The following is a 7875-nucleotide window of genomic DNA, read 5'->3' on the forward strand; positions in this document are numbered from 1 at the left end:
CGCGAGGAAGAGGCACCACCCGACCTGCACGCCGGCTGACAGCGAGGCCGTCGGCGGCATCCCCGGTCGGAGTTGCCCGGCCGGAGTCATCCCGGCCGGAGTCATCCCGGCCTGAGTCACCCGGCGGAGGCACCAGGAGGAGGCACCCGTCCGCACTCGCCGCCCCCTTCGGCCGGCCCGACGGCCGTCCGCGCCACCTGCCACCCTGGGGCCGTGCTGCTCAAGGCCTGCCTGAACGGAGCCCGGCGCCCCGGGCGACATCCCGCCCTCCCGGTGACCCCCGCCGCGCTGGCCGACGACACGGTGCGCACCGTCGCGGCCGGCGCCGGCGCCGTGCACCTGCACCCGAAGGACGCCGACGGCGCCGACACCCTGGACGCCGGCGCGGTGTCCGCCGTGCTCGGCACCGTCCGGGCCGCCGCGCCCGGCGTGCCGGTCGGCGTGACCACCGGCGCCTGGGCCGCGCCCGACCCGGCGGACCGGCTCGCCGCGGTCCGCTCGTGGACCGACCTGCCCGACTTCGCCTCGGTCAACTGGCACGAGGACGGCGCGGACGACATCGCCGCAGCACTGCTCGACCGCGGCGTCGGCGTCGAGGCCGGGCTGTGGCACGCCGAGGCCGTCGACGCGTGGCTCGCCTCCCCGCACCGCGACCGGTGCCTCCGCGTGCTGCTCGAACTGCCGCACGAACTGGACGCCGACGACGTGGTCACCGAGGCCGACCGGCTCCGCGACCGCCTGCCCGGCGGCGTCCCCGTGCTGCTGCACGGCCAGGACGGCAGCTGCTGGCCGGCTCTCCGGTACGCCGCCCGGCTCGGCCTGGACACCCGCATCGGCCTCGAGGACACCCTCGTGCTGCCCGACGGCTCGCAGGCCCCGGACAACGCCGCGCTGGTCGCCGCGGCCCGCTCGCTGCTCGACTTCGACCTGCAGCCGACCGACGGCTGAGCCGAGCCGGGGCGGCACCCCGGCGGGTCAGCCGCGGGCGGCGCCCAGGCCGAGCAGCGCGGCCAGGCCCAGGGCGCTGCGCGGGGCGTACGGGGTGCGCCACAGCCCGCCGTGCGCCGCGCCCCACGCCTCCTCCTGCCACGGGTGCTCCTGCGCCGGTCCGCCTCCGGTGTGCAGGTCGTGCACCAGCAGCGCGGCCATGAGCACGTTGGCCGTCGCCGGCTCGAACACCTCGACGCCGAACCGGTGCGCCCCGGCGTACGCCGCGGCCAGCGCCCGGTTCTTGACCACCGATCGGGTCCGCGTCGGTGGAGCCACGTTCATCGACACCGTCGTCCCCGCGTCCCGGGCCACCGTGGCCCGCCACCGCTGCAACCGCTTGGCCAGCGCGTAGTTCGGCCCCTGCTGCGGCACCAGGCTGTCGCTGATGCCCGGGTCCGCGCCGGGCACGTACGCCCGGCGCAGCAGCCGCCCGGCCGACACCGTGCGCAGCGGCCGGCCCAGCAGCTTGGCCACCCGCGGTCGGGTCGCGTACGCGCGCGTCGAGAAGGCGACCGCCTCGGCCGGGACGGCGAACACGTCGGTCGGCGTGGCGAGGAAGGCCAGCGCCAGTTCCGGACGGGCGTCCTGCAGCCGCACGGTCAGCGCGTCGACGGCCACCGACACGCGCACGTTCGCGGCGCCGTCGGCGTAGACGTAGTTGCCCAGCACCGGCTCCCCTGGTTGCGCGGCCAGCCAGTCGGCCACCGCCGGCACCTCGGTGACCAGGTCCACGCCGAGGTCACCGGGCCGGTCGGCCGACGTCGGCTCCGCCGCGGGGACGACGAGCGTCCCCGCCCCGCGTCGGGCGACGCCGAGCACCCGCTCCCACAGCTCCGCCCGCGGCAGGTCGACCCCGGCCACCCGCACGCCCCAGCGCAGCAGCGCGGTCAGCGGCCCCATCTCCGCGCCCGCGCCGAGGACGGCGACCGTCCGCCCCTCCAGCCGCAGCCACGACGGGTCGTCGGCCACCCGCACCAGCGCCTCGGCGCACGACGGCTCGATGACGCCCTGTTCCACCCAGGCGTCCAGCCGCCGGCGCAGCGCCGCGCCGCGCAGCCGCTCACCCCGGTAGGGCAGCGACAGCTCCCGCTCCGGCTCGGCCGGGCCGGTCATCTCCACCGTCGTCAGCGCCCGCGGCGCCGGTTCGGTCAGCAGCCGGTCGAGCCCCGCCTCCCGGTCGGGCCCGTCCCCGACGGCCACGCGCATCCGCCGGTGCAGCGACACCAGCCCCGCCCCGGCGACGTCGAGCGCCGCCGCCCGCGACACCAACCCGGCCTCCACCAGCCGCCGGAAGTGCACCAGGTAGCCCGAGCGCCAGTTGGTCTCCTGCTCGGCCGCGAGCGCACCGACCCGGTCGACGGGCCGCAGCGCGTCGGCGACGACCGCCCGGCCGAGTGCCGCCGTGCTGCGCCGCCCGTCGGGCCCGGCGGGGAAGACGACGCCGATGTCGTCGGTGTCCATAACCGGATCCCGGATCAGTCGACCACGGTCGGCACCGGGTCCACCGGCGCCCCGGCCTCAAGCCAGCGCAGCAGGGTCCGCGCGCCGAACCCGGTGCCGCCCTTCACAACCTCTGCGTCGTCGGACCCCGCGCGGGCCGGCCCGGCGACGTCGAGGTGCGCCCACGGCAGCTCCCCGGCGAACGGCCGGAGGAACAGGGCCGCCGTCGTGCCGCCCGGGTTGCCCGGTGCGTTGTTGGCGTCGGCGACCGCGCTGTCGAGCAGGTCGGCGTACTCCTCGGCCAGCGGCATCCGCCACAGCGGCTCACCGGCCTGCCGGCCCGCGGTGAGCAGCGCGTCGGCCAGGCCGTCGGTGGTCGCGTACAGGCCCGCCGTCCGGGTGCCGAGGGCGATCTTCATCGCGCCGGTCAGCGTGGCGACGTCGACCAGCACCGTCGCGCCCAGCGACAGGCGGGCGTGCGCCAGCCCGTCGGCGAGCACCATGCGCCCCTCGGCGTCGGTGTTGAGCACCTCTGTCGTCCGCCCGCCCACGTGGGTGACGACGTCGGAGGGACGGTACGACGATCCGGACACCGCGTTCTCCGCAGCCGGGACGACAGCGGTCACGGCGACCGGCAGCTCCAGCCGGGCCGCGGCGTCGAGTGCGGCCAGCACCGCGGCGCCGCCGGCCATGTCGGTCTTCATCTCGCGCATGCCGGCGTTCGGCTTGATCGACAGGCCCCCGGTGTCGAACGTGATGCCCTTGCCCACCAGCACCGGGTGGGCGCCGTCGGCACGCGGCGGCCGGTAGCTGGCCACGACCAGCCGCGGCGGTGACGCCGACCCGCCGCCCACGGCGAGCACGCCACCGAAGCCGCCGGCGCGGAGCTCGTCGGGCCCGAGCACCGTGACGCGGACGTGCGGCAGCCCCGACAGCCGCTCGACCGCGCGGTCGGCCAGCCACGCCGGGTTCTTGGTGCTGCTGGGCGTGTTGACCAGGTCGCGGCCCCAGGCGACGGCCCGCCCGGTCACCTCGCCGGCTCGGGCGGCCGCGGTGACCGCGGGATCGCCGGCGTCGGCGGCCACCACGGCCACCGATGCCAGCCGGGCCGGGTGCGGTGCCGAGGTGTCGCGGAAGCGGTAGCCGGCGAGCAGCGCCGCCTCGACCGCGGCGCGCACCTCGTCGGCCCCGGCCGGCGCGGCGGTGCTGTCGACCGGCAGGACGAGGCGGCGGGTGCCCGACTCGGCCAGCGCCTGCGCCCGGCGGACGGCCGCGGCGACGTAGGCCCGGACGTCGGGCAGCGTGGCGGCACCCACGCCGACCGCGACGACGCTGCGCGGCCGCCGTCCGAACACGGGCAGGTTGGTGACCGCCCCGGCCTTCCCCTTGTTGCCGGTGTCGGCCAGCGCGTCGGCCAGGTGACCGGCGTCCACCGGCGACGGCGCGCCGGGCGCCGGATCGGTCAGCCAGGACGGCAGCACCCCGCCGTCGGCGACGGGCACGGCCAGGACGTCGTCGTCGGCGAAGGGAGGCAGCGCGGCGAGCAGCTCGACGCGCGGCAACGGTGCGGCCCCGGTCGCCGGCGAGCTGCCGGTGGCCGGGGCCGCGTCCTCCCGCGTGGGGCCGCCCGAGAACGGGCGCGTGACGGAGTTCAGCTGGTCGCGCCCTTCAGCGCCTCGGACAGCGCCGCCGCCTCGTCGGGCGACAGCTCGACGACCAGGCGCCCACCGCCCTCGAGCGGGACGCGCATCACCAGGCCGCGGCCCTCCTTGGTCACCTCGAGGGGACCCTCACCCGTGCGCGGCTTCATGGCCGCCATGCGTGCCTCCTTCACCGGCCATCCGCTGGCGCCGGCCGGCCGCGGTGTGGCATCCGTCGATGCTGTGAGAACCGGGACCCATGATCCCGTATGGGCGTCGCTCGTCCAACACGAGCCCCTCTACCGTGCGCCGCTCGCCGCGCCCGCCCGGGCCCGGAAACACCCGGTGACGTGGTCGTCGACCATGCCGGTGGCCTGCATGAGCGCGTAGGCGGTCGTCGGCCCGACGAAGACGAAGCCGCGCCGCTTGAGCTCCTTGGCCATCGCCGTCGACTCCGGCGTCGTCGCCGGGACGTCGGTGAGCGTGGCCGGCCGCGGCCGCGGCCTGGCTGGCGCGAACGACCACAGCAGCGCCGAGAGGCCCTCGGGCACCTGCTGCGCCACCCGGGCGTTGCGGACGGCGGCGGTGATCTTGGCCCGGTTGCGGACGATGCCCGCGTCGGCCATCAGCCGCGCCTCGTCGTCCGGCCCGAAGGCCGCCACCGCGTCGATGGAGAAGCCGGCGAAGGCGGCCCGGAACGCCGGCCGCTTGCGCAGGACGGTGATCCAGGACAGCCCCGACTGGAACGCCTCCAGGCACAGCCGCTCGAACAGCGCGTCGTCGCCGCGCAGCGGCGTGCCCCACTCCTCGTCGTGGTAGACGACGTACTCGGGGGCGCTCGTCGCCCATGCGCATCGCGGCAGCTCGTCCACGAGCGGCGACGGTAGCCGCGGGGTGCGACAGTTCCCGCGTGCGCGTGCTGGTCACCGGAGGGGCGGGGTTCATCGGCTCGCACGTCGTCACCGCCTGCCGGTCGGCCGGGCACGAGGTGCGCGTGCTCGACGCGCTGCTGCCCGCCGTGCACCCGCGCTACGCCGACGGCCCGGCCGGGCTGGACGGCGTGGACCTGGTCGTCGGCGACGTCCGCGACGCGGTCACCGTCGACCGGGCGCTGGACGGCGTCGACGCGGTGAGCCACCAGGCGGCGATGGTCGGCCTCGGCGTCGACGTCCAGGACATGCCCGATTACGCCGGGATCAACGACCTGGGCACCGCCGTCCTCCTCGCCGCGATGGCGCGCGCGGACGTCGGCCGGCTGGTCCTGGCCAGCTCGATGGTGGTCTACGGCGAGGGCCGCTACGAGTGCCCCGAGCACGGCGTCGTCCCGGCCGCCCCGCGCCGCCGCGCCGACCTCGACGTGGGCCGGTTCGAGCCGCCCTGCCCCGTCTGCGGGCGGCAGCTGGCCTGGGGCGAGGTCGGCGAGGGTACGCCGCCCGACCCGCGCACCACCTACGCGGCCACCAAGCTCGCGCAGGAGCACCTGACCGCGGCCTGGGCCCGCGCCACCGGTGGCGGCGCGATCGCGCTGCGCTACCACAACGTGTACGGCCCGCACATGCCCCGTGACACCCCCTACGCCGGCGTCGCGTCGATCTTCCGCTCGGCCCTCGAGGCCGGCAGCCCGCCGCGGGTCTTCGAGGACGGCGGCCAGCAGCGCGACTTCGTGCACGCCAGCGACGTCGCCGCGGCGAACCTGCGCGCGCTGGAGGCACCGCCGCCGGACAGCGGGCTGCGGGCCTACAACGTCGCCTCGGGCGTGCCGCACACGGTCGGCGACATGGCCCGCGCCCTGGCCGAGGCGTTCGGCGGGCCCGACCCGGTGGTCACCGGCGAGTACCGCACGGGTGACGTCCGGCACGTGGTGGCCAGCCCGGCCCGGGCCGACGCCGAGCTCGGCTTCCGGGCCCGGGTCGCCTTCGAGGACGGCATGCGCGAGTTCGCCAGAGCGCCGCTGCGCCCGGCGCCGTGACAGAGCGCCGCTGCGCCCGGCGCCGTGACAGAGCGCCGCTGCGCCCGGCGCCGTGCCAGAGCGCCGCTGCGCCCGGCGCCGTGCCAGAGCGCCGCTGCGCCCGGCGCCGTGACACAGCGCCGCTCTGGTCGGCTCTCAGCCGAGCGGGACGCCGACCGCGCCGGTGAGCAGGTCCTTGCCGTAGAGGTCGCGCAGCGCGTTGGTGTCCGACGGCAGCAGCGCCTGCGACGTCGTGACGAGCACCGAGTCGCCGGTGAGCGCGGCCAGCGGCCCGCGCTCGGCCTTGGTCACCGACCCACCGGGCCCGGCCGCCGACCGGCCGCCGGCGTCGGCGGTGACCAGGACCACCGGCCCGGCGACCCCGCCGTCGAGGTCGCGCCGGTAGTGGTCCGGCCGCCCGTTGGTGTCGGCGGCGACGAACGCCGCCTGGGTGAGGAAGAAGGCGTACCGCCCGGTCGGGTCGAGCTCGACGCGATCCTCGCGGTGGACCCGTCTCGCGGGGTCGCCGAGGGCGACGACAGCGCCGGTGACCGTGTCCTTCCGGTAGGCGTAGGCGTTGCCGTAGAGGCTCGTCGACGTGCTGTCGATGACCTTGGAGGCGGTGACCAGCGCCACGTACCTGCCGTCGTCGCTGATGGCGGCATGGCCGGCGTCGCGCTCGACGGAGTAGGTCTTCGTCGACGCGCCCTTGAGGACGGTGGAGACGACGGTGGCCTCGCCCGCGCCCGTCCCGGACAGGGTCTTGCGGTAGAGCACCGGAGCCTGGCCCGAGGCGGCCGCGGTGAAGAGCGCGAACCGGCCGTCCGGGGTGAGGGTCAGGGCGGGACCGAGGGCGGCGTGCGGCAGGTCGCCCCCGGTGGCCGTGGTCGACACGCGGGTGACCGCGCCGGTGACCATGTCCTTGGCGAAGACGTCGTCGACACCGTTGGTGTCGCCGGCGACGAGGTCGGCGCGGGACGAGTAGAAGAGCACCAGCCGCCCGTCGGCCGACATGGCCACGGGCGGGCTGGTCGCCTCGATCGACGTCCCCGTGTGCAGGACCGTGCCCGGCGTCGTGTAGCTCACCGTGCCGCCTTGCGGGACGCTGACCAGCCCCCAGCGTCCGGTCGAGCGGTCGAGTCGGTACACATCGGCCGTCCCGTTGCGGTCCTCGGCCAGGTCGAGCGCCTGGATGGTCGCCAGCGCGACGTACCGGCCGTCGTCGCTGACCGCCGGTGCGGCCGTGTTGGTCGGGTCGGTCGCGCCCGTGGCGTAGCCGGGCAGCGGCGCGATCCGGACGGCGGTCCCGGTGCCCCGGTCGCGCAGGTGCAGCTCGTAGGCGCTGTTGGTGTCCGAGGGGTCCAGGCGCGCACTGGTCCCGATCACCACGAACCGGCCGTCCCCGCTCGCGGCCAGCCCCCCGCTCTGCCCGGCGCCCTCCGGTCCGACGGTGGTGACGGGGGCGGCCGGCGTGACCACGACCTCCGCCGAGGGCGGGGACACGTTCTCGCCGGCGTCCACGGCGACCACGGTCAGCCGGTAGGTGGTGCCGTTGGTCAGCCCGGTCACGGTGACCGAGCCGGCCGGCGCCGGGGCCGTCGCGGCGGTGCTGCCGTCCTCGAAGAGCACGGCGTACCCGACGACGTCGGCGTCGGGCGGCGCGGTCCAGCGGACGACGGCCTGCCGGTCGCCGGGGGTGGCCGAGACCGCGGTCGGTGCCGCCGGGGCGGGGTCGGCGGGAGGCGGTGGAGGCGGTGGAGGCGGTGCGACCGGCGCCGCGGAGACGGTCGACGGCGCCGAGGCGTTGCCCGCCGTGTCGAGCGCCACCAGCGTCCAGGTGTAGGTCGTGCCGTTGAC

The 7875-nt window shown here is 77.0% G+C and carries 7 protein-coding genes; 2 read left to right on the top strand and 5 right to left on the bottom strand.

Features of this window, described 5'->3' with window-relative positions; all coding sequences use genetic code 11:
• The first annotated feature begins 213 nt into the window (after positions 1 to 213).
• Entirely contained in the window at positions 214 to 948 is a 735-nt protein-coding gene (locus tag OF117_RS08290; protein ID WP_263552357.1) for a 3-keto-5-aminohexanoate cleavage protein, read from the top strand.
• A gap of 27 nt (positions 949 to 975) precedes the next feature.
• Here the strand turns inward: OF117_RS08290 and OF117_RS08295 are convergent, their stop codons facing one another.
• From OF117_RS08295 to OF117_RS08310, 4 genes are all read right to left on the bottom strand, one after another.
• Complete coding sequence (locus tag OF117_RS08295) at positions 976 to 2451, bottom strand: hypothetical protein (RefSeq protein WP_263552358.1); 1476 nt, start codon at positions 2449 to 2451, stop codon at positions 976 to 978.
• Between the two features lie 14 nt (positions 2452 to 2465).
• Positions 2466 to 3992: a leucyl aminopeptidase gene (locus OF117_RS08300; RefSeq protein ID WP_263552359.1), complete on the bottom strand. Its 1527-nt coding sequence runs from the start codon at positions 3990 to 3992 to the stop codon at positions 2466 to 2468.
• An 89-nt stretch (positions 3993 to 4081) separates the two neighbouring features.
• Complete coding sequence (locus OF117_RS08305; protein ID WP_012947303.1) at positions 4082 to 4249, bottom strand: DUF3117 domain-containing protein; 168 nt, start codon at positions 4247 to 4249, stop codon at positions 4082 to 4084.
• Between the two features lie 120 nt (positions 4250 to 4369).
• On the bottom strand, positions 4370 to 4942 hold the full coding sequence (locus OF117_RS08310) for a DNA-3-methyladenine glycosylase I (protein ID WP_263552360.1): 573 nt from the start codon (positions 4940 to 4942) through the stop codon (positions 4370 to 4372).
• Positions 4943 to 4980: 38 nt separating this feature from the next.
• Between OF117_RS08310 and OF117_RS08315 the strand changes: the two genes are divergently transcribed.
• Positions 4981 to 6039, top strand: a complete 1059-nt coding sequence (locus tag OF117_RS08315; protein WP_263552361.1) for an NAD-dependent epimerase/dehydratase family protein — start codon at positions 4981 to 4983, stop codon at positions 6037 to 6039.
• A 135-nt stretch (positions 6040 to 6174) separates the two neighbouring features.
• Here OF117_RS08315 and OF117_RS08320 read toward each other — a convergent pair.
• A partial coding sequence (locus tag OF117_RS08320) for a fibronectin type III domain-containing protein (protein ID WP_263552362.1) occupies positions 6175 to 7875 on the bottom strand: 1701 nt, incomplete at its 5' end.

Source organism: Geodermatophilus sp. YIM 151500 (assembly GCF_025716945.1).
GTDB lineage: Bacteria > Actinomycetota > Actinomycetes > Mycobacteriales > Geodermatophilaceae > YIM-151500.